The organism is Rhodococcus sp. MSC1_016, from assembly GCF_023667485.2.
Classification (GTDB): domain Bacteria; phylum Actinomycetota; class Actinomycetes; order Mycobacteriales; family Mycobacteriaceae; genus Rhodococcus_F; species Rhodococcus_F oxybenzonivorans.
The window spans coordinates 3,352,344-3,371,737 of sequence record NZ_JAMOZI020000001.1 but is presented as its reverse complement, the minus strand read 5'-3'; the positions used below and the strand labels follow the sequence as shown (position 1 = coordinate 3,371,737).

The 19,394-nt window shown below is 65.1% G+C and carries 20 protein-coding genes; 12 read left to right on the top strand and 8 right to left on the bottom strand.

Annotated features, from left to right (window positions below; genetic code table 11):
• Nucleotides 1-25 precede the first annotated feature (25 nt).
• Together L1080_RS15600 and L1080_RS15595 are read left to right on the top strand one after the other, a co-directional pair.
• The gene (locus L1080_RS15600; protein WP_159920954.1) at nt 26-880 is read left to right on the top strand and encodes a ParA family protein; all 855 of its coding nucleotides are present in this window, start codon (nt 26-28) and stop codon (nt 878-880) included.
• The gene (locus L1080_RS15595) at nt 877-1,377 is read left to right on the top strand and encodes a hypothetical protein (protein WP_159920956.1); all 501 of its coding nucleotides are present in this window, start codon (nt 877-879) and stop codon (nt 1,375-1,377) included. The genes L1080_RS15600 and L1080_RS15595 overlap by 4 nt, the downstream gene beginning before the upstream one ends.
• 303 nt (nt 1,378-1,680) lie before the next feature.
• Here L1080_RS15595 and L1080_RS15590 read toward each other — a convergent pair whose 3' ends face one another.
• The gene (locus L1080_RS15590) at nt 1,681-2,643 is read right to left on the bottom strand and encodes a hypothetical protein (RefSeq protein WP_159920958.1); all 963 of its coding nucleotides are present in this window, start codon (nt 2,641-2,643) and stop codon (nt 1,681-1,683) included.
• 3,221 nt (nt 2,644-5,864) lie between these two features.
• Here L1080_RS15590 and L1080_RS15585 point away from each other — a divergent pair.
• Together L1080_RS15585 and L1080_RS15580 are read left to right on the top strand one after the other, a co-directional pair.
• Nucleotides 5,865-6,332, top strand: coding sequence for a hypothetical protein (locus L1080_RS15585; protein ID WP_159920960.1), 468 nt, complete (start codon nt 5,865-5,867; stop codon nt 6,330-6,332).
• A 3-nt stretch (nt 6,333-6,335) separates the two neighbouring features.
• On the top strand, nt 6,336-7,349 hold the full coding sequence (locus L1080_RS15580) for a zeta toxin family protein (protein WP_159920962.1): 1,014 nt from the start codon (nt 6,336-6,338) through the stop codon (nt 7,347-7,349).
• Between the two features lie 250 nt (nt 7,350-7,599).
• Here the strand turns inward: L1080_RS15580 and L1080_RS15575 are convergent, their stop codons facing one another.
• Together L1080_RS15575 and L1080_RS15570 are read right to left on the bottom strand one after the other, a co-directional pair.
• On the bottom strand, nt 7,600-8,415 hold the full coding sequence (locus L1080_RS15575; RefSeq protein WP_159920964.1) for a HugZ family pyridoxamine 5'-phosphate oxidase: 816 nt from the start codon (nt 8,413-8,415) through the stop codon (nt 7,600-7,602).
• Nucleotides 8,416-8,447: 32 nt separating this feature from the next.
• Nucleotides 8,448-9,116 (bottom strand): SIMPL domain-containing protein, encoded by a 669-nt coding sequence (locus L1080_RS15570; protein WP_159920966.1) that lies wholly within the window; start codon nt 9,114-9,116, stop codon nt 8,448-8,450.
• Nucleotides 9,117-9,259: 143 nt separating this feature from the next.
• Here L1080_RS15570 and L1080_RS15565 point away from each other — a divergent pair, with 143 nt between their 5' ends.
• Entirely contained in the window at nt 9,260-9,724 is a 465-nt protein-coding gene (locus L1080_RS15565; protein WP_109328458.1) for an NfeD family protein, read from the top strand.
• The gene (locus tag L1080_RS15560; RefSeq protein WP_159920968.1) at nt 9,721-10,593 is read left to right on the top strand and encodes a slipin family protein; all 873 of its coding nucleotides are present in this window, start codon (nt 9,721-9,723) and stop codon (nt 10,591-10,593) included. Before L1080_RS15565 ends, L1080_RS15560 begins: the two co-directional genes overlap by 4 nt.
• A 12-nt stretch (nt 10,594-10,605) precedes the next feature.
• On the opposite strand, the gene L1080_RS15555 is transcribed toward L1080_RS15560, so the two are convergent.
• A complete protein-coding gene (locus L1080_RS15555) occupies nt 10,606-11,379 on the bottom strand; it encodes an IclR family transcriptional regulator (protein WP_159920970.1) in 774 nt (257 codons plus the stop codon).
• 226 nt (nt 11,380-11,605) lie between these two features.
• Between L1080_RS15555 and L1080_RS15550 the strand changes: the two genes are divergently transcribed.
• A complete protein-coding gene (locus L1080_RS15550) occupies nt 11,606-12,370 on the top strand; it encodes a CoA transferase subunit A (protein WP_159920972.1) in 765 nt (254 codons plus the stop codon).
• The gene (locus L1080_RS15545) at nt 12,367-13,035 is read left to right on the top strand and encodes a 3-oxoacid CoA-transferase subunit B (RefSeq protein ID WP_268962577.1); all 669 of its coding nucleotides are present in this window, start codon (nt 12,367-12,369) and stop codon (nt 13,033-13,035) included. Before L1080_RS15550 ends, L1080_RS15545 begins: the two co-directional genes overlap by 4 nt.
• Before the next feature lie 36 nt (nt 13,036-13,071).
• On the opposite strand, the gene L1080_RS15540 is transcribed toward L1080_RS15545, so the two are convergent.
• A complete protein-coding gene (locus tag L1080_RS15540) occupies nt 13,072-13,368 on the bottom strand; it encodes a putative quinol monooxygenase (protein ID WP_159920974.1) in 297 nt (98 codons plus the stop codon).
• 254 nt (nt 13,369-13,622) lie between these two features.
• Between L1080_RS15540 and L1080_RS15535 the strand changes: the two genes are divergently transcribed.
• Nucleotides 13,623-14,558, top strand: a complete 936-nt coding sequence (locus L1080_RS15535; RefSeq protein WP_159927044.1) for a phosphodiesterase — start codon at nt 13,623-13,625, stop codon at nt 14,556-14,558.
• On the opposite strand, the gene L1080_RS15530 is transcribed toward L1080_RS15535, so the two are convergent.
• The gene (locus tag L1080_RS15530; RefSeq protein ID WP_159920976.1) at nt 14,559-14,927 is read right to left on the bottom strand and encodes a helix-turn-helix domain-containing protein; all 369 of its coding nucleotides are present in this window, start codon (nt 14,925-14,927) and stop codon (nt 14,559-14,561) included. It abuts the gene before it with no gap.
• An 83-nt stretch (nt 14,928-15,010) separates the two neighbouring features.
• Between L1080_RS15530 and ppk2 the strand changes: the two genes are divergently transcribed.
• Complete coding sequence (ppk2, locus tag L1080_RS15525) at nt 15,011-15,955, top strand: polyphosphate kinase 2 (protein WP_159920978.1); 945 nt, start codon at nt 15,011-15,013, stop codon at nt 15,953-15,955.
• Nucleotides 15,956-15,979: 24 nt separating this feature from the next.
• On the opposite strand, the gene L1080_RS15520 is transcribed toward ppk2, so the two are convergent.
• Nucleotides 15,980-17,479, bottom strand: a complete 1,500-nt coding sequence (locus tag L1080_RS15520; protein WP_284707844.1) for a stealth family protein — start codon at nt 17,477-17,479, stop codon at nt 15,980-15,982.
• Nucleotides 17,480-17,696: 217 nt separating this feature from the next.
• On the opposite strand from L1080_RS15520, the gene L1080_RS15515 reads away from it, so the two are divergent.
• Both L1080_RS15515 and L1080_RS15510 read left to right on the top strand, forming a co-directional pair.
• Nucleotides 17,697-18,221 carry a flavin reductase family protein gene (locus L1080_RS15515; protein WP_250770364.1) on the top strand — a complete coding sequence of 175 codons (525 nt, stop codon included), beginning with the start codon at nt 17,697-17,699 and terminating at the stop codon, nt 18,219-18,221.
• The gene (locus L1080_RS15510; protein ID WP_250770585.1) at nt 18,221-18,949 is read left to right on the top strand and encodes a pyrimidine reductase family protein; all 729 of its coding nucleotides are present in this window, start codon (nt 18,221-18,223) and stop codon (nt 18,947-18,949) included. The genes L1080_RS15515 and L1080_RS15510 overlap by 1 nt, the downstream gene beginning before the upstream one ends.
• A 1-nt stretch (nt 18,950) precedes the next feature.
• Here L1080_RS15510 and L1080_RS15505 read toward each other — a convergent pair whose 3' ends face one another.
• Nucleotides 18,951-19,379: a hypothetical protein gene (locus tag L1080_RS15505; protein ID WP_250770362.1), complete on the bottom strand. Its 429-nt coding sequence runs from the start codon at nt 19,377-19,379 to the stop codon at nt 18,951-18,953.
• Nucleotides 19,380-19,394: the final 15 nt, after the last annotated feature.

Sequence of the window (19,394 nt, the reverse complement as noted above, 5' to 3'; positions counted from 1 at the left end):
ACGGCCGCAGAAGGAACGGTGCCTGATGGCCAAGACGATTGCGACGATCAACCTCAAAGGTGGGGTCGGAAAGACGACGATCACCGCGGGGCTGGCAGAGTTCATGTCGCTCGAATTCGGTCAGCGGGTGCTGCTAATAGACCTCGATGCGCAGATCAACCTCACCACCATGATGATCAGCGAGGATACCTGGCTCGAGCTGAACAAGCAGGGCCGGACCATCGCGACCCTGTTCCGCGACGCCGTCGATGGCACCTCGCATTTCGACGTCAAAGAAGCAATCCAGCGTTCGGTGTCGCCGGTGAAGCGGGTGACGGGCGTCGATCTGCTGCCGTCTTCGCTCGACCTCATCGAACTGCAGGAGGAGATCAGCGCCCTGCGGGTGGCGGACCGATCGTCGACGAAGCCGGTGGAACTGCTGCGTGACGCGATCGCACCGGTCGCGGACTTCTATGACTACATCCTCATCGACTGCCCGCCGAACCTCGGACCCATCACTCTCAACGGACTGGCGATGGCGGAGGGCTACATCATCCCGACGATCCCGGACGTGTTGTCGACGTATGGCATTCCGCAGATCCAGACGCACATCGCGAAGTTCGGCAAGGAGATCGGCCGGGAGCTGTTCGAGCTCGGCTTGGTGATCACGAAATACAAGTCGAACTCCGCGGTGCACCGGACGACCGTGATGAATTTGCGGCGAGACCCCAACGTCCCGCATGTACTGCCCGAATACCTCGCGGAGTCCAACCAGATTGCCGCGTCGGCAGAGTTCCACCCCTACAGCACCCTGAAGGTGAAGTACGGGAATCAGGGTCAGTTCGACCAGATGCGTGCGATCACGCAGAACATTCTCACGGAAGCGCAGGCGAAGCTATGAGTGCCCAGATCGAAGAAGCCCGCCGACGGGTGCAGGTATCCGAAGCCAGTGCTGCGCTGCTCAAGCTCGATGCCACCAACTCATCCGCGTCGGTCCTACTCGCGAAGCTGGTTCAGGTGGTAGCCGAGGAGGCCGCGCGGACTCCGCGTTTCGCGAAGGCCATCGCCGAGGCGTTCGTCGTCCCGAAGTCGGAAGGTGCCGAGGCGCCCGCACCAGTCGTCGCGGCGCCCGCACCGCGACGGCGTGCGGCCGCCGCCCCGAAGGCCAAGCGTGCGGCGGGTGCGTTCGATCCCTTCGTCGTGTTCCGCGAGTCCGGCGAAGAGGTGTTGCTCGAACGACTCTCGGAACTGGACGCGGACGGCATCAAAGACATCATCGCCGAGCAGGAACTCGACACCCACAAGGAAACCGGGCGCAAGCGGAAAGTGGAAGTCCTCGCCGTCTGGACCGTTGAGCGTGTCAAGGCACTCTCATCGAAGGGGAGTGCGTTTCGCTAGCAGCGCAGGTCGAAGAATCGGCACTGACACTGTATCCGCAACAGGCATGGTTGGCGTGCGTTGGTGACGCACAGGGGGTCCAACCCGTGGCGGTCGGTCGGTCCCCTTGCAGTTGGCCGTGGTCATGTTGGGGAAACCATCGATCGGCTGTGGCATTGCGGCAGGGCGTCCGCCGCTTGGATCAGCTGATCAGGGACGTATGGGCTGTCGGCGTAGGGACCGGTAAAGCACGCAGGATCGCCGGACCTTCGCCTGCCTAGAGGCCCGACTCCAAGTGGCAACGCCGTCGTCAATAGCGGGCACTCAGAGGAGTCCGTCCGGTAGCCCCAATGAGGGAATAAACGACGCGAGATCGATGATTTCGATATGTGCGGCGGGTCCACCGGTAAATTCGGCGATGGTGAATCCTCCGCCAGGCCCGAACTTCTCTTCGAATCGGCGCCGAGTGTGGGGGGATGAGCGTGCCAAGGCCCATTCGGCTGTTGCTTTGGAGGAAGTGAGGAACTTCCTCGGGAGTGGTCCGACGATAAACATCTGCGCGCGCCGATCAGATTCGTCGAAAGCCAGGTGCACAAGGTCCGCGAACACTCCGCGCTTGCGCATTGTGTCAGCGCCCTTCCACTGTGCAACCTTGAATTCAGCCACTCGCCGGTCCGTTTCGACATCGAACGGTCTGCTGGGATCGTTGCCCGCACCGAGAGATGGCCTCACAGTCACCGTCTCACCTGGTTCGAGGATGAGCGGTAAGCAGCGCGCGATTACGGTCGCATGAATAACGTCACTGAGACGCCCGACATGCTGACGAATGGCCAAGGCGGCGTCGAGAAGATCCTCGCTGAAACGAAACTCGGTGACGACGTCGTTACAACCCGTGATCGCGGCACCAGCGAGTGCTTCCTCCGCGGATGCCAAGTGATTTGTGAGTTTGTGGTCGGTGAGAAACGAGAGCAGCGTCGCAAAGGACGCCGACAACTCACCGTCAATCGTCTGCGATTCAACGAGTGTGGCCTTGCGGTGGGGCCCATCCTTACGTGGTTGGTAAGTGCTGGTTGTGAAGCCCATTCTGCGGAGGCGCGCAAGAGCTAGATGTGACGTGAAGGTTGACCGGGGATCTCCGCTGAGTGCTTGGTACACCTGTTTCGGTGGATAGCGCACCCCGCCGGCATCTACCCAATGTTCTCGGATCGGTTCGGGCGTGTGGTTTCCGAGGAGTTTTGTTACTTCCTGAACATCTGCCGGTCCTTCAAGCTTGCCCGTGTATGTCACGTCGAAGATTGAACCATTGCGGGTTCAGGAGCCGGTCGTGCGGTAGGGGTTGCTCGTGGCGTGTTCCCCGTGAGCGGGACCAGCCAGTCCCGATTGGCTGAACCCCAACCTCGGCCCGCATCGACAGGGCGGGGACGCTGGCAATGGGGTGCCATTTCGCGGGATCGGAACCCGGCTCGTCGGTCGTAAGGATCGGCTCGTCATTCGTGAACGAATCTGATCAGACCCTGTCTATTCAACCCTGGTAGTGCTCCTGTCTTTGCGACACTGATTACAGGGATCGTCCGTCTCTACTGTGTCGGGGTGACATGAACGGGGCACCATGGCCCGGTTCCACCGCGTCAAGATTCGTGTGAGCCGGAAGTTGCGGACCCTCGCGGTCCTCGCGATCGCAGCGGGTGTCGCGCTGTTGAGTCCAGTCGCCGTCCAGGCCGCTCCCTCTGACTATCAGTTCCCGAGCCCGGTCTACGGGACCAGCGTAGTTCCGAGCGTCGGCTGCTCAGCTTCGGTGGCGGTTGGGTCGTAGCGCGAACTGATCCGAGCACACCCGGCATCACGCGGTTCCTCAGCGATCCGAGAGTTGAATGTATGTGCGTCGTCCATTGGCAGAACTTGACGACCGGCGCGTCCGGTGTCGCGGAGGTTGGTGCGGACTTGGACTACCTTCCCCAACCGAGATACGGCTTCGCGAACACCGGGTCAGGAGTCGTCGTTGGGTCGATATGGATTACCGGTTATCAGCCGGTCACGTGGCTACCGACCGTGGGGGTTTTGAATGTTCCGTAGCATCGCCGCTGTTGCCGCGGACGCAGTCGCATCCTTCGGGATCGCGTTAGCTGGCACGTCCACGGCTCAGGCCGCTCCATCCGACTACCAGTTCCTACCCGTCGCAGGAATAACCGCAGCCCCGCCGTTCATGTTTGCAACACCAGTGCACGGGTGGTTGTCGGCGCGGACTGACCCCGCAACACCAGGGGGTAACGCGTTTCGTCGCGGGTGATCCCAACTGGGGATGCTATTGCAGTGTCCAATGGCGGAACCTGAACACCGGCGCAACTGGAATCACTGATATTCGGCGAGGTGGCGATCGGGTACCGCTCAACGGCCACGCCAACACTGGCTCAGGAGTTCTGCTCGCGACTGTCGGCCTTACAGGTGGTGCGATGAGTACGACACTCATCCCGTCCGCTGGCATGTGGACGGTTCCGTAAGGTTGAGCGACACGACAACTTAAGGATGTCAGCGTGGCGAGGAACCGCAGGTAATTGCGGTCTGACTCTTCGGTATGTAACGCAGATCACACCCGCGCGATAGGTAGGTGTCGGCGTCAACCTCAATGTGTGGAGGAAGCCATGGACAGTCTGAGCTTCTATGGAATTCCCGAGTGGGCTGAGCCTGGAATTCGTGCGGTTGCCTTCGTGTTAGCGCGAGTCGGCTACTGGTGGTTCAGCGTCACCTAAGGAGAACAAGCACGGACGATCCACGGTTCGACGGACCGCCCGACGCGTTGTACTCCAGTTACGTGGCGGTTACGCAATGGTTGTCCGAACCACGCAGACCCAACCACTTTTGGTGGACAGAAATCACGGTGTGAAGGAGACAGTTATGCATGTAAACGCCCTTCCGACAGCATTCTTCCGTACCCAAGGACTTGACTAGGACGACCTTCGTCTCTGGGGCGTCCCAGAATTCATGATCCCAGCGATCAACGATGGATTCTACTGGATCGCGCAGACATTCGGCCCCGCCATCGTTTGGTGGCAACAGAACATGATGTGACCTCACTGTTCATACCAGGCGCGGCGCATGAGACCGCGCTTCCGCCGACAGCCGCAGACGGAGTGATTTGACATGGAAACGCAAGGCTTTTCGCCATGATCCCCGGCATGATCTGACGTAGTGCCTTGGGTGCCTACTGAACTCACTGTTGACTGCTAGCCGTCCATCCACACGGCTCGGTGCGGGAGATGGACGTTGGCTGACCCGCCACCGAGTCCACCACCGCCGGATGCTCCCTTGTTCCTGCGTATATGCCACCGCTGTCACCACGACGACGGCTCGGCACATCGTGGCGTTCAACCGCGAGGAGAATCTCGATGCGGATGTTTTGGCCGGGTTTATATTCGGCACGGACTCCAGTGCGTGTGACCCATGGTGGAGCCGTTACGCGATCTTCAGGACGATCTCTGTTTCTATTGCTGCAGGCCGATGGCCGCGACCTCAACATCGATCACATGTTGGCGTGGTCCTGAACTCGATAGACGGTGTCGCCAACTGGTTGCGACCGAACGCCGCTGCGTTCTGGACAAGTTGATCGTGGTGGCGGCGTGCGTGGATTTGAAATCCAGGAGCAACCCGTCGACGAGTAGGTCCGCATCGGCACCCCACCAATGAGGCCGGAACCAGTCAAGGACCCCGGCGAACAGTATCTGAAGACTTCGGCGAGAGTAGCCACTACAAATCAGATTGCCAGCCTCTCCTGGCCTTGTTTCCGTCAAGCGGGGGCGCATAAGGAGTTGTTCGGTACAAACTTAAGTAGTCAGCCGTATTTTAGTTTGTATTCCCATTTGGGGGGCGGAGGTGACGTCGGAGCGGCTCGACCCGGCGCCCGGTCGGTTGATGTGTTCGCGCATCGAAGGGTGGCGGACCCCGAACTGGTCGAGGTCGGTGAGGTCCCCGGTTACGAACCGGGCGGGACTTGGTGGAGGCGGTGGCTGCGCTGGGGTTCGTGGTGGTGTTTGACACGACAAGGCCCGTCTCGTCCGCGGAGCAGGCCGGGATGTGGCCGAAAGAGATTGGATTTCCAGCGGGCCGGGCCCTGGGTCTGTGTTTGTCGGCGTTCTCGACGAGGAACCGGCGACCGTGGACGCTCGGCGGTCCCGCGGGGTGAGGACGCACTCCTTCGACGTCTTGTCCGGGGCGCGGGTGCGGGAGCTACGGGCGGGAGGCAAACCGGCCACAAGGTGCACCAGCCACGTCGGCAGCGACATAGGGGCAGCCGTACCGCAGGCACGGCACGGTGACACAAAGAGCGGCTGAGCCGATCCTGCTGACTGGGGGTGGACCGCAAGGAGAGGCCGGAGCACGAGGGCTGTGGTGCCGCCGCGGTGCTGCTGGCCTCCGCGGCACGACGTCACCGGAGGCTTGCGCTGAGCTCTTGTGGCGGCCCTTTACTGCCTGGAGCTTCACCTATAAGATTGCTTATAGAGGAGGTGCGGGTTATGACGATCATGATCGACCGGGACCGGTTGTTCTCCAGCATGGCCGAGAACCGGGCGCGTGAGGTGGTGGCGCATATCGGATTCCTCCGTAACCTGCGGCAACTGTACGAGGGTGGAGTCACCCAGACACGGTTGGCGGAGGTCAATGGCGTCAGCCAGCCGGCGATCAGCCAAATGCTCCAGCGTGCCCGGATTGAGGCCCCGGATGTCCGTCCGGGCACCCACGGCGGCACCGCCTACGAGGTCGCCGCGCGGTGCGCGGCCGGTGAGATCGATCCGGAGACGATGCGCGCCGAGCTGATCGGCTGGGAGTACGACAAGCCCCTCGCTTCGACCGGTTACCCGGACGTCGACGACGTCCGCCCCCATACGGAGGGTGGCTTCAATCACCAGGTCGGTCGCGCGCTGGCCCACGGGTTCCTCACCGACGAGGACTACGACTTGATCCTCGACGCACTGGCTGACTGACCTGTGCCGACCCGTGAATCCGAGGATCGCCGTGCCTTCCTCGCCTCGCTGTCCACCCCGGGTGGCCCGCTGACGATCGATGCCCCCCACGCCACGGTCAATGACCGCCGCTATTTCCGTCGGATCGATGGCGAACCGATCCCCACCCGGGCACGGTTGCGGTTACATGAGCGGATCCTCGCGGAGGGGCGTGCATCGCGCACTCAGGTGCGCCGCGACCGGGTAGCGATCCTCATGGCCGGCCCGCCCGGTGCCGGCAAATCCACTGCCCAAGCCCATCTGGTGGGGGAGCATTCGCAGGGGTGGCGGCATCTGGATGCGGACGAGTTCAAGCTCCGCCTCCTCGCGGCTGCCGTAGAGGACGGCTCACTGCAGGAACTCCTACCCGAGCAGGTTCGGGCGCAGCCTGGGCTGCCGAGCCGGTTCCATCCGAACGAGCTGTGCGCGCTGGTGCACATCGAGTCCAATCTTCTGCTCGAAACGGCCGTGGCGCAGTCGTTATCGGTCGGTGAGAACGTGATCATCGACGGCACGATGGCCTGGAAGCCGTGGGCGACCGAGCTGGTGTCCCGCCTCGAGCGGGACCACTACACAATCCACATCGCCGACGTCGAAGCCTCTCGGGAACTCGCCGCCGCCCGGATCGTGCACCGGTGGCAGCAGGGCTTCACTGCCGCTTTGCACGCGTCAAAGGACGACCCGGCGGCGCGGATGGGTGGGCGGTGGCTTCCAAACTCGGCCGTCGATCGTCTGTTCACGGAAAATCGGCTGCCCGACGGCAAACCGCTCCACGGCAGCTCCGTCAGTGAGGTCAACGCCCGGGAGGTCAGCGAGGAATCGCCGGCCGTCACCCGTTACGACCTGTACCGCACCGTCGAGGTGGACCGGGGACCACAGCACATCGAACGCCGTGAACGCGCGGCGGGTGGACAGTTGGAATTAACGTGGGGCGCAACGGACACCCAGGACCGCGAGTGTGCAGACCGAATACCGGAGCCCGAGATCGACAATCGGTAGCAGACTACGGGTTGGTGACGCGCTCGCGCGTTCCGCAGGGATAAGCCGGATGTGTGAGTGCGGAGCTCTGCGTCGACTCACTGTTCGTGCACCCCTGGTGTGATGACATGTTCCGTCAGGTTCTCCACCTCGCGGTCTCCCAACGACAGCCCGCCCAGATCCACTAGCAAACTGCGCGCCTCGGAGGGAGTGCAGTCGTACAACGTCGTCGTGCGGAACTGGACGCGACGTTCGGCAAAAATTCGGCTCGTCAGCGGCCGGACGTATCGACGCCTGCGGCTTGACGTGTCAGAGCAACCGTCGCCGCCCGCAGCTGGTCGGCCGAGTGAAGTGGCTCCGCGTACCCCACCCGCGTCATGGCGGCGCCGCGCGGAGTGACGACGCGCAGGTCCAATCCGTAGCGATCGGCGCCCTCACATGTGGCGGTGGTGGCGTCCGGGAAACCACCCAGCGCCTGGGCCATAGACAGCAGCGCGTCGGCGTGGTCGGCGTTGAGGTGCTCGACCGCGCGGCCGGCGTGCGGAGTGACCGGGTCCGGGGCTGCGTTCACATACGCCTCGGCGGTTGCTGAGTCCATACGCCCGTACCCGCCGACCCACCGCACGCGCTGAACGCGCAGCACCCAGAGGGCGAAGTCGCTGAAGTCGATGTAGACGTGCGCGGCCGGGATGGCTGCCAGATGCGCCTCGCGTGCGGCGGCGAGCTCGTCGCCCTCGGGTCGTTCGACGAACCCGGCAAGGGTGATGCGGGTGCTGGCCAACGGATCGGAAGGTGGATTGGGTGCGACGATGGCGATGCTGGCCCGGGGATCGTGCGCGAGGTTGCGGCCGTGCTCGGCCATGTGCGACACACACAGCACGGGGGAGCCGCCCAGCAGACCGTAGGTCACGAACGACGCCCAGGGATCACCGTCGGCGGTGAGGCTCGCGAGGGTGCCGATGTTGGTCGAGGCCGCCACCGTCCGGGCTTCCTCGGCCGCGGAGGGGCGGGCCGGATTCACGACCTCTGCCAGCGGCGGCGGCACAGTGGGGGCGTCGCCCGGATCTCCGTGATCTAAGTTGGTCATTCCCGAACGGTACGCCCGCATCGAATCTTCGCTCACCATGCCTCGAACCGTGCGTGGACGTCGGCGCTGAGCGTGATGTTCTCCGGCTTCAGCGCGATGGCGTCGTTCGAACCGCTGGCGGCGAAGGCGCGGGCCCCCACAGCGGTGTATGACGACCCGGCGTCGACCCCGAGCATGCCGGGGTCGGCGATCGCGACGGGGTGAACGGTGTTGCGGCCGAGACTGCGGGCGTAGGTTTCGGCCTTCGACTGCGCGTCGCGGATGGCGAGTTCCCGCACCTGCACGATGCGGGCCGCCCGACTCTTGCTGGTGAGCGCCCAGTCGAAGTTTCCGACGTTCACGCCTTCGAGCGTCGACACCGAATCGACGAAGCCGCCGACGGCGCCCAGCTGGCTGAATTTCACTTCCAACGCGGCCTCCGCCCTGTACACATACGGCAGCTGGAGACCGTCCTTGTTGTACGGGCGGTGCCGCGAATGACGGACCTGATCGAGCGACCACCAGTTGATCGGACCGTGATGGCTGTCGAACTGCGCGTTGATCAGCTCGGTGAGCCGGCTGACGGTGGCCGAGGCCGCCTTCACCGACCGTTCCACGTCGCCCGTCTCGATGCGGACGACGACCGTCACCGTGCACCGCTCGGGCGCAAACGTGGCCTCACCGTGGCCGGCGACGGTGACGACAACAGGGCTCGTATGCATGAGAAGGAGTGTGCCATCCGGGCCGGAAATTGCTGGTGGCGTGACCCCGCGCGCTCGCATACCGTGGATACCGAGGGCCCGATCGCCAGGTGGCTATGCGATGCGGCCGGGCCCTCGCGAAGCGTGATCGTGGGTGATGCGAAATGGCCGCGTTGGGTGTGCTGGCACTGATACTCGGTGTGCTGCTGATCGTGATCGAGGCACACGCACCGACCGCGGGTGTGCTCGGCGGGCTCGGTGCCCTGGCCTCCGCGGCCGGGGTGTGGCTGCTGTTCACGTCCAGCGACACCGCGCAGATGATCGCCGTCCCGGCGGCCGCGGGAGTCGCGGTGGTCGGACTCGGCAGCGCGGCCGTGATCGGCCGAAAGGCATTGTCGGCGCGGCGTATTCCCATCCGCTCCGGCCCGCAATCGCTGATCGGCACCGACGCCACGGTCCGCAGCTGGGCCGGGCGGCAAGGACAGGTGGAAACGGCCGGGGGACTGTGGAAGGCGCAGACCCAGTTCGGCGACGACGAGGAACCGACCGCCGGTGACGCCGTCATTGTCGAACAGATCCGCGGCCTCACCCTCACCGTGCGCCGCCGCGAACCGTGGGAGCTGTTATGACCGAACTCATCGTCATCCTGTGCGTCGTCATCATCCTGCTCGCCATGCTGGCGAGCAGCTCCATCCGGGTGCTCCGCGAATACGAGCGGGGCGTCGTGTTCAGGCTGGGCCGGCTGATCGACCTCAAGGGTCCGGGGTTGGTGCTGCTGATCCCGGCCATCGACCGAATGGAACGCGTCAGCCTGCGGACCGTCACACTCAAGATTCCGGTGCAGGAAGTGATCACCCGCGACAACGTGCCTGCCAAGGTCACCGCCGTCACCTACTTCCGGGTGATCGATGCCGATCGGGCCATCGTCGAGGTGGAGGACTTCCTTTCCGCCACTTCGCAGATCGCGCAGACCACCCTCCGCTCGATCCTGGGCAAGGCCGACCTCGACGCCCTGCTGTCCGAGCGCGAACGGCTCAACGAAGACCTGCAGCAGGTGATCGACCAGCAGACCGAACCGTGGGGTGTGAAGGTCACCACCGTCGAGATCAAGGACGTCGAAATCCCCACCAACATGCAACGGGCCATCGCCCGGCAGGCCGAGGCCGAACGCGAACGCCGCGCCAAGGTGATCAACGCCGAGGCCGAATTCCAGGCGTCTGCAAAACTCGCCGAGGCCGCCGACGTCATCAGCCGCAACCCCACCACCCTGCAGCTGCGCTACCTGCAGACGCTGGGGGAGATGGGCGGCGACAACAACTCGACCATCGTCTTCCCGCTGCCACTCGACCTGGTCCGCCCGTTCCTCACCACCCCAACTGCCAACGGCCAGGACAAGGATCGGCCCGACGAACCGTCACAACTCGAGGCCAGACCCGACGTCGACCCGATGCGGGCCATGACGCGACCGGAACCTGTAGCGCACCCGCTGCGTAACTGAGTACAAGCGAACTCACGCCCGCGACTGCAGCAGCTGTGAGAGGACGTGCGCCTGCTCGAGGAGCAGGGTGCCGAGTTCGGGGTGGCGTTCGGGGCGGAAGCGGGTCTCGACGCCGGTGAGGCTCAGCGCCCACGCCGGCCGGCCGTCCCGGTCGAACACCGCCGCACCCATGCCCCAGCTTCCCTCGACGATCAGACCGGGGTTGACCGCGTACCCCGTGTGGCGGGTGAGGGCGATGCGTTCGCGGAGTGCGTCCGTGCTGTGGTTCTCGCCCCAGCGTTCGGAGAGGTCGGTGCGCGCCAGGTATTCGTCGATGTCGCGGTCGGGGAGATGCGCCAAAATCACCAGTCCCGCGGAGGCGACGCCGAGCGGAAAGCGGATGCCCTCGTGCAGGACGTGGGAGCGAAGGGGGAAGCTGCCGTCCTCGGCGGCGATGCACACCGTCTCGTCGCCGCGCCGGGCCGAGAGGAAGGCACTCTCCCCGGTTTCGCGGGCGAGCCGGTCGAGGACGCCGCGGGCGTGCCGGGTGATGTCGTAGCGGGTGGCGGCCGCCGCGCCCAGCAGATACAGCTCCGGGCCGAGGGTCCACCGGCCCGTCTTCGCGTCGCGGTCGAGGAGACCCTCGTCGGCCAGCGAAGACAGCAACCGGTGCGCGGTGGGACGGGCCAGCCCGGCTGCGCGCCCGAGCACCGTCGTGGATGCGCCGGCAGGCTCGTGTGCTCCGACTGCCCGCAACAGCGCACCCACCCGTCCGACCACGTGCGGTCCGCGTGTCTCCTCCGTCATGATGCCATCGTAGCGTTCACTCAGTGAACGCTCAGCGCTCCGGTGTCCAGGCTGCGAACAACCTTGCCGAACTCCTTGAAACGTGAGGAAGAGCACGTTCTACTAGGGCTTACGCGTTCACCACGTCGGTCAGTGAAGCCCGCCAGGCGGGAGATCAGCGTCTGCTGGATGAACGCATAGAAGTGAACACCGGCTCGGAGGTCGAGCGGTAGCGAAGGGAGACACGATGACAGGAAAGGTTTCCGAGTCCGCGGCAGCGGCGGTCGCGGGCATCACCAGCGGCTCGTCACTGGCGGTAGGAGGGTTCGGGCTCTGCGGCATCCCCGATGCACTCATCGCCGCACTCGAAGAAGCGGGCGTCGACGAGCTCGAGGTGTTCTCCAACAACTGCGGAGTGGACGATCATGGGCTCGGAATCCTCCTGTCGGCGGGCCGGATTCGCCGCGTCACCGCGTCGTACGTGGGGGAGAACAAGGAGTTCGCCCGTCAGTACCTGGCCGGGGAACTCGAAGTGGAGTTGACCCCGCAGGGCACGCTCGCCGAGCGGCTGCGGGCCGGCGGCGCGGGTGTTCCCGCCTTCTTCACCCCGGCCGGTGTCGGCACCCCCATCTCGGACGGCGGCATGCCCTGGCGTTACGGCCACGACGGTTCCGTCGCCATCGCGTCACCGCCCAAGGAGACCCGCGTCTTCGGGGCCAAGCGGTACGTGCTGGAAGAGGCGATCAACGCCGACTACGCGCTGGTCCATGCCGCGATCGGCGACACCGACGGCAACCTCGTCTTCGACAAGACGGCCATGAACTTCAACCCCCTCGCCGCGATGGCGGGCAAGGTGACCATCGCCCAGGTGGAGACCCTCGTCGAGCCCGGCGAGATCGACCCGGCCCACGTGCACCTGCCGGGAGTGTTCGTCCAGCGGATCGTGCACACCGGACCCCAGAACAAGCGAATCGAAAAGCGCACCGTGCGCGCGGAAGGACGCCCCTCGTGACCACACTTGCTGCCACCGGCTGGACCCGCGATCAGATGGCGCAGCGCGCCGCCGCCGACATGATCGACGGCGAATACGTCAACCTCGGTATTGGGCTGCCGACCCTCATCCCGGGCTACCTCAACGACGACGTGCGGGTGATCCTGCACTCGGAGAACGGGATCCTCGGCACCGGCCCGTACCCCACCGAGGAGGCCGTCGACGCCAACCTGATCAACGCCGGCAAGGAGACCGTGACCGTCAATTCCGGTGCGGCCTTTTTCGATTCGGCGTTGTCGTTCGGCATGATCCGCGGCGGCCACATCGACACGGCCGTACTGGGCGGCATGCAGGTGTCGCGCACCGGCGACCTCGCCAACTGGATGGTCCCCGGCAAGATGGTCAAGGGAATGGGCGGGGCGATGGATCTGGTGCACGGCGCCGAACGGGTCATCGTCGTGATGGAACACACCGACCGCGACGGCAACCCCAAGATTGTCGACGCGTGCACCCTGCCGCTCACCGGTCAGGGAGTCGTGAACCGGATCATCACCAACCTGGCCGTGATCGACGTACTCGGCGACGGCACCCTGGCCCTGCGCGAACTCGCGCCCGGGGTGAGCGTCGACGACGTGCAGGCCGCGACGGGCCCCACACTGATCGTCGACCTGGAGACCGCTGCCTGATCGGCACTCCAGTTCGACGACCCGCGGGATCGGGGTCTAGACGCTGTCGTCGACCGTGTACTTCGTGAGGACCGGTGCGCCGGCCAGCAGAGGTCCGAGGTCGGTGATGGCGCCCGGTCCCGCGCGGAAGGTGCGGTAGGCGGCGTCGTGCTCCTCCGACTCCCACTTCTCGATCAGCAGCCAACGGGCGGGGTCGGCGGCGTCGACGAGCACCTCGACGCCCAGGCAGCCGTCGAATGCGCGGGTGGCCTTCAGCTCGCGGGTGAAGATGTCACGGGCAGCGTCCACGGATTCGGGCTTGAACTTCAGTTCCAGTGTTGCGGTGATCGGCATCTGGTCTCCTCGAAATCGATGTAAATGATATGACGTCGATCACGTTAGAGAACGCCCGCTCAGCATCGGTGGGCGGGCGGTCGATCAGCCGGATTCCGTCTGCGCCAATCGGTACGCGGGATCGTCGTGCCACGTTCACCCGGCATCCGTCCGGCGTGCCCCTGGACGTTGCTTGCACGCACTTGTCTAGTGTGGATACCCAGCGGGAGTCCGCCTGGCTCCTGTCCCTCCGGGCGAGCGGAAGCGAGAGACCGATCAACGGTACCGAGGCAGCCGACCTACGTACGGCCGAGTATCCACGGCCGTCGCACTTCGTGCTCCATCTCAGCGACACGCATCTGGTCGACGAAACCCTGCTCTACGGGGCTGTCGACAGCGAAGCCAAACTGCGCCAGATTTTCGCCGAGGTGGAGGCATCCCACGCCGCGCCGGACGCTCTGGTGTTCACCGGCGACCTCACCGACAAGGGGGAGCCGGGCGCCTACGAGAAGCTGCGCGACATCGTCGAACCCGTCGCGGAGTCGCTCGGTGCGCAGGTGATCTGGGCGATGGGCAACCACGACGACCGCGGCCATTTCCGGACCGCGCTGCTCCGGGAGGAGCCGTCGTACGCGCCGATCGACCACTCCTACGACGTCGACGGGCTGCGCATCATCACCCTCGACACCACCGTCCTCGGACACCACCACGGCGAGCTCGAGCAGGACCAGCTGGACTGGCTGGCCGCGGAGCTGGCCGTTCCCGCGCCGCACGGCACCATCCTGGCTCTGCATCACCCGCCGGTTCCGTGCGTCCTCGACCTGTCGGTCCTGGTGGAGCTGCGTGACCAGCCACGACTCGCCGACGTGCTCCGCGACAGCGACGTGCGGTCCATCCTCGCCGGGCACCTGCACTACTCGACGACGGCCACCTTCGCGGGCATCCCCGTCTCCGTCGCCTCCGCCACCTGCTACACCCAGGACCTCAACGTCCCGGCGGGAGCGCTGCGCGGGCAGGACGGCGCGCAGGGCTTCAACCTGGTGCACGTCTACCCCGAAACCATCGTCCACTCCGTGGTCCCGCTGGGCTCCTACGACACCGTCGGTGAATACGTCACCGCCGACGAGACCGCGCGCCGGCTCGCCGACAAGGGTGTGCGGATCCCGGACGCCGGGGAAGACGTCGTTCCGCGCCCGACCGTTCGGGTGTAGTCAGCTTCGACGCGGAAACTGCTCACGATGCGCCAGCACATCGGAGAGCCGGAACCGGCGGTGGGTGCCGCGCATCTCGATGGGCAGCGCCCCCGAATCGGCGAGCCGGCGCACATACGTGTCCGAGACACCCAGAACCTCCGCCGCCTGTGAGGTGGTGAGCAGATCCGCCACTGTCCCGAGTGCCAGGCTCTGGCCCTCACCGAGCAGCGTGAGCAGTTGGACGACGGCGTCGCGGACGGGGGCGGGTAGTTCGACGCGGTCGACGCTCACCGTGGGAGTGGCGTCGCCGGACAGCGCAGCGAGGACCGATCGGAGCTCCGTGACAGTCTCGGCGTCAAGCGCGGGAACGATGTGGTCGATGCTCATGCTGGACGCTTCCTGCCGGGGGACGGACGTTTCACGATCTCATGACACCCGCAGACGGACCGTCGCGGCGGTAGCCTTTCACTGTGGACGAGCTGCACGCTTCCGACCGATTCGAAGCCGCCGGCGACAACGACATCGATGTGACGCCGGAAATCGACGAGATCGGTGAGTTGCTGCGCAAGTCCGGCCGCAAACGGGGCATCGCCGAGGTGGACCAGCCGTGGAAGCACGGATACCCATACGACGAGAAGATGACCCGCCGCCAGTACGAGGCCCGCAAACGCAAGCTGCAGATCGAACTGCTCAAGCTGCAGGCCTGGGTGAAGGAGAACGGCGAGAAGGTGGTCATCATCTTCGAGGGCCGCGACGCGGCAGGCAAGGGCGGCGCGATCAAACGGTTCACCGAACACCTCAACCCCCGTGGTGCGCGGGTCGTGGCGCTCGAGAAGCCCACCGAACGCGAGCGCACCCAGTGGTACTTCCAGCGGTACGTCCAGCACCTCCCGGCGGGCGGGGAGATCGTCCTGATGGACCGGTCCTGGTACAACCGCGCCGGCGTCGAACGCGTCATGGGCTACTGCACCCCCAACGAGTATCTGGAATTCACCCGGTCGGCCCCCGAGTTCGAGCGGATGCTGGTGCAGTCGGGCATCCGCGTCGTGAAATTCTGGTTCTCGGTGGGCAGGGAAGAACAGCACGCCCGGTTCGTCGCCCGCAGCACCGACCCCGTCAAGCAGTGGAAGCTCTCACCCACCGACCTCGCCAGCCTCGACAAATGGGACGCCTACACCGAGGCCAAAGAGGCCATGCTCTTCTACACCGACACCCCGCACGCGCCGTGGACCGTCGTGAAATCGAACGACAAGAAACGGGCCCGCATCGAGGCGATCCGGTGGGTGCTCCACAAGTTCGACTACACCGGCAAGGACGAGAAAGTGGTGGGCACGCCCGACCCGCAGATCATCGGCCCACCCGCCACCGTCTACGACGAGGGCGAGCGGCCCGGCGACTCGATCCCCGCGGTCTGACGGAGCCTTCCCGGGGGCGGTCGCTCAGGCCCCGGTCTCCCACGGCGCCGGGATGGGGAAGTAGCTTTCCAGGAAGTCGGTGACCCTTTTGGTGCGCAATTCGAGGTCGATCTCCGGTGCGCTGCCGTCGTTGAGGCAGAAGAAGTCCATGGACCGCTTGGCCAGCAGTGAGTCCATGTCGCGCAGTCCCGCCTTGACGGTGGTGTCGACGTACTTCACGCGCGCCGACGTCTGCACCACAGCGCGCCCGCTCATCAACGCGTAGTAGTGATACAGCGAGTTGGTCACCGAGATGTTGGAGCTGGCGCGGAAGGTGCTGGCCGCGGTGTCGGCGAACTCGTCGGGGAACTCCTTTTCCATCTCCTCGAGTACGCTCCGGCGGAGCGGGGTGGCGGCATGTTCGAGGTGCCGGGTGGTGGTCACGCCGAAGCGGTTCTGCAGCAACCGCCGGTTGACGCGGGCTGCATTCTCGAAACCGCTGCGCTGTTCGTCGTTGTGGCCCAGCCCGATTCGGGTGGTCGCTTCGATGAACATGCTGATGCCGCCGGGGGAGAAGAACATCTCCGGACCGACGGGACGGCCGAAGAACATGTCGTCATTGGAATACAGGAAGTGCTCCGACAGGTCGGGGATGTGGTGCAGCTGGCACTCCACCGCCTGCGAGTTGTGGGTGGGCAGCACCGACGGGTCGGCGAAGAATTCCTCGCTGGGCACGAAGGTGATGCGGGGGTCGTCGGCCAGCCACGCCGGACGATCGGAGTCGGTGGCGACGAAGATGCGGCGAATCCACGGCGCATACATGTGCACCGAACGCAGCGCATACTTCAGTTCGTTGATCTGCCGGAACCGGGCCTCGGAGTCGTCGCCCTCGCCCACCACATAGTTCTGCATCCGCTTGGCACGTTGCGCCTGAAACTCTTTGGACGATCCGTCCACCCACGAGAACACCAGATCGATATCGAAGTTGATGTCGGAGGCGTGGTCGGCGAACATGTTCTCGATCGTCGGCCACACCCGGCCGAACCGTTCGACGGTGCCGCGGACCGCTTCTTCCGGCCGCACGACCCGGCGGGTCAAAGAGTTCTCGATGGGCAGCACGATCTCGTCGTCGGCGAACTTCCACAGTTCGATCTGCACACCCGTCGACGCTCCGTAGCTCAGGCCGCTCGCCACGTGCACCCGCGGCCGGAATACCCGGAAGATTCGCGCCTTCGAGTTCGCGGAGAGGGCGCCGTCGGCGACGAGAACGGCTGAATCACGCTTGGCGTCGACGGGTTTCGAGTAGAACGGGCGGTTGCGGCATGCGGCCACGAGGGCGGTGCGCAACTGCTTGCGCAGAGCCCAGTCGACCGCGATTACCGGACGCTCGTCGTTGCCCCGCACCAGCAGATAGTCGATGCCCGCGCCGTCCAGCACATCGCGGATGAACAGCAGATCCTCCACCATCGCCTCGTGCGGCGTCGTGGTGGTGATGGTCAGCGCGAAGCGACCCTTGACCCGCACCACATCGGGTCGGTGTTCCAACCTGGACTGTGCCGCGGCGGAAGCGTGAGCGACGGCGTCGCCGCTCTCCTGCTCGGGTGGAACCAGGTAAACATCGTGCGGAGCAGAAGAATGTGTAATCTTGGGGGCCTTTCCGGTGACGGCTGCGAGTGCGGCGAGGCCTATTCTATGCCCTGAACCGGCGTTCCGAAGGACGGCGCCCTGCGAAGCCTCCGCCCCAATCTGTTAGACAGGGTAAATGCCGCATAACGGGAATTCCGATACGACGCAGCCCGACGCCGGACAGGCGTTCGAGGATGTCGTCGCGTTGCTGAACTATCCGATGTTCGTGGTCACCACCCGCTGGGAAGAGCAGCGGTCGGGGTGTTTGGTCGGGTTCGCGTCGCAGGTCAGCATCAACCCGCCGCGATTCCTGGTGGGGTTGTCGAACAAGAACCACACCTACGGGGTCGCGGTGAACGCCGAACACCTCGCGGTCCATCTGCTGACCCGGGAGCACCTCGCGCTGGCGACTCTCTTCGGTGAACAGACCGGTGACGAGATCGACAAGTTCGCGCAGTGCGAGTGGCGCACCGGCCCCCACGGGCTGCCGATCCTCGACGACTCCGCGGCCTGGTTCAGCGGCCGAATCCTCGAACGCCTCGAACTAGGCGATCATGTCGCGTTCCTCCTCGCACCTGAAAGCGGCTCGGCGCCGGATGATCTGGGTGAATTGATCACCTTCTCGGACGTGCGGGACCTCGAACCCGGACATGAGGCATGATGCCGACCATGCGCAAGTTGAACATGGGCACGGACGAGGTGTCGGCCGAGGAGTTCTACCGCGACCCGCCCGACGGCGTCCGGGTGAACATGGTGGCCAGCCTGGACGGCGCCGCTGCTTTCGACGGCCGGGTCCGGCCGCTGTCGGATGCGGTGGATCACCAACTTCTGCGCGCCCTGCGCACCTACGCTGATGTGGTTCTCGTCGGAGCCGGAACCATCCGGGCAGAACGCTACGGGCCGGCGGTGCTCACCGAGGAGCAGTCGCGCTATCGCCTCGAGCAGTGGGGCTTGGATTCACCACCACCGATCGCCGTCGTGACCCGCACCGGCAACATTCCGCTCGACACGCCGTTGTTCACCGGGGACGTGCGGCCGCTCGTCATCACCTCGCAGAGAACTGCGACCGAGCGCGGCTCAGCACTCGAAGAGGTCGCGGACATCGTGGTTGCGGGCGAAGGCACCGTCGAGATGCCCACCCTGATCGCCGCACTCCGGGACCGCGGGCTCCGCCGGATTCTGTGCGAAGGAGGTCCCACGCTGCTCGACGACCTCGTCACGCACGACCTCGTCGACGAAATGTGCCTCACCGTGGCGCCGAGACTGGCCGGACCGCAACCCCAGCAGGCGACCGCCGGCCCCACCCTGGGGGCGCCGCGGACGCTGTCACTCCAGCACGTTCTGACCCACGACGACTTCCTGTACCTCCGATACGGCCGGATTCGCTGAATCAGTCGACGACGGTGAAGAACGAGTCGCCATCCTCCGCGGCGCCGTCGATCTGTCCCCGGTCTGTGCGCGAATCCTCGACGATGACACCCTCCACCACATCGGCATGCTTGGTGCCCAGCACCGGGATCACGATGTCGTCCTCCCCGTCGATGATGCGGTCGACGTCCTCGGACAGCTGATCGTCGGGCAGCTCGGCGATCGGGATGTCGAGTTGCTCCTCGAACGCGACGTCGGGCTCCTCCTCGGCCAGCTTCTCGTCCAGCGACTCGCCCTCGCGCTCCTCCCGCGCCGTGGTACCGAATTTGTCGGCCTCACTCCAGCCGTCGGGAGGATCGACCACATCGTCTCCGTCGTTGTTGCGCACATCGTCGGAGTCGAGGCTTTCGCTGGGACTCAGCGTCTCGCCGGGGCCGTCTTCGATACTCATGGTGCAGAAATGCCC

Bases quoted from the DNA above. Each gene is read 5' to 3' on its own strand.
- L1080_RS15565 (WP_109328458.1), top strand. From the start codon at position 9,260: ATGGCCGCGTTGGGTGTGCTGGCACTGATACTCGGTGTGCTGCTGATC.
- L1080_RS15560 (WP_159920968.1), top strand. From the start codon at position 9,721: ATGACCGAACTCATCGTCATCCTGTGCGTCGTCATCATCCTGCTCGCC.
- L1080_RS15530 (WP_159920976.1), bottom strand. From the start codon at position 14,927: ATGAGCATCGACCACATCGTTCCCGCGCTTGACGCCGAGACTGTCACG.
- L1080_RS15600 (WP_159920954.1), top strand. From the start codon at position 26: ATGGCCAAGACGATTGCGACGATCAACCTCAAAGGTGGGGTCGGAAAG.
- L1080_RS15555 (WP_159920970.1), bottom strand. From the start codon at position 11,379: ATGACGGAGGAGACACGCGGACCGCACGTGGTCGGACGGGTGGGTGCG.
- L1080_RS15595 (WP_159920956.1), top strand. From the start codon at position 877: ATGAGTGCCCAGATCGAAGAAGCCCGCCGACGGGTGCAGGTATCCGAA.
- L1080_RS15550 (WP_159920972.1), top strand. From the start codon at position 11,606: ATGACAGGAAAGGTTTCCGAGTCCGCGGCAGCGGCGGTCGCGGGCATC.
- L1080_RS15515 (WP_250770364.1), top strand. From the start codon at position 17,697: ATGCCGCATAACGGGAATTCCGATACGACGCAGCCCGACGCCGGACAG.
- L1080_RS15585 (WP_159920960.1), top strand. From the start codon at position 5,865: ATGACGATCATGATCGACCGGGACCGGTTGTTCTCCAGCATGGCCGAG.
- L1080_RS15510 (WP_250770585.1), top strand. From the start codon at position 18,221: ATGCCGACCATGCGCAAGTTGAACATGGGCACGGACGAGGTGTCGGCC.
- L1080_RS15505 (WP_250770362.1), bottom strand. From the start codon at position 19,379: ATGAGTATCGAAGACGGCCCCGGCGAGACGCTGAGTCCCAGCGAAAGC.
- L1080_RS15570 (WP_159920966.1), bottom strand. From the start codon at position 9,116: ATGCATACGAGCCCTGTTGTCGTCACCGTCGCCGGCCACGGTGAGGCC.
- L1080_RS15540 (WP_159920974.1), bottom strand. From the start codon at position 13,368: ATGCCGATCACCGCAACACTGGAACTGAAGTTCAAGCCCGAATCCGTG.
- L1080_RS15575 (WP_159920964.1), bottom strand. From the start codon at position 8,415: ATGACCAACTTAGATCACGGAGATCCGGGCGACGCCCCCACTGTGCCG.